The organism is Achromobacter sp. GbtcB20 (genome assembly GCF_019091095.1).
Lineage (GTDB): Bacteria > Pseudomonadota > Gammaproteobacteria > Burkholderiales > Burkholderiaceae_B > Achromobacter > Achromobacter mucicolens.
Map to the genome: position 1 here is coordinate 1 of NZ_JAGXJZ010000448.1, position 295 is coordinate 295.

A 295-nucleotide genomic window follows, 5' to 3' on the forward strand; every position below is an offset into this window, starting at 1 on the left:
CACGCGGTACAACGCAGCATAAGCCGAGGAATCACCAATGTCCGGCCCTCTATCAGGAATCAAAGTCATCGAAATGGTCGGCATCGGCCCCTGTCCCTTCGCCGCCATGATGCTGGCCGACATGGGCGCCGAGGTGATGCGCATCGACCGCAAGACCAAACCCGGCGCCGGCAATCCTTTCCCGATGCTCGGCACGAAGTACGACGTCATGGCGCGCGGCCGCCGCTCCCTGGCCCTCGACCTGAAGCATCCGCAGGCGCGGGACCTGGTCCTGCAACTGGTCGAGCAGGCCGGC

1 protein-coding gene is annotated in these 295 nt (G+C 65.1%); it reads left to right on the forward strand.

The features are described 5' to 3' along the window. Nucleotides 1–37: 37 nt before the first annotated feature. Nucleotides 38–295: CoA transferase (locus KVT32_RS29710; RefSeq protein ID WP_217619387.1), on the forward strand; the 258-nt coding region annotated here is incomplete at its 3' end.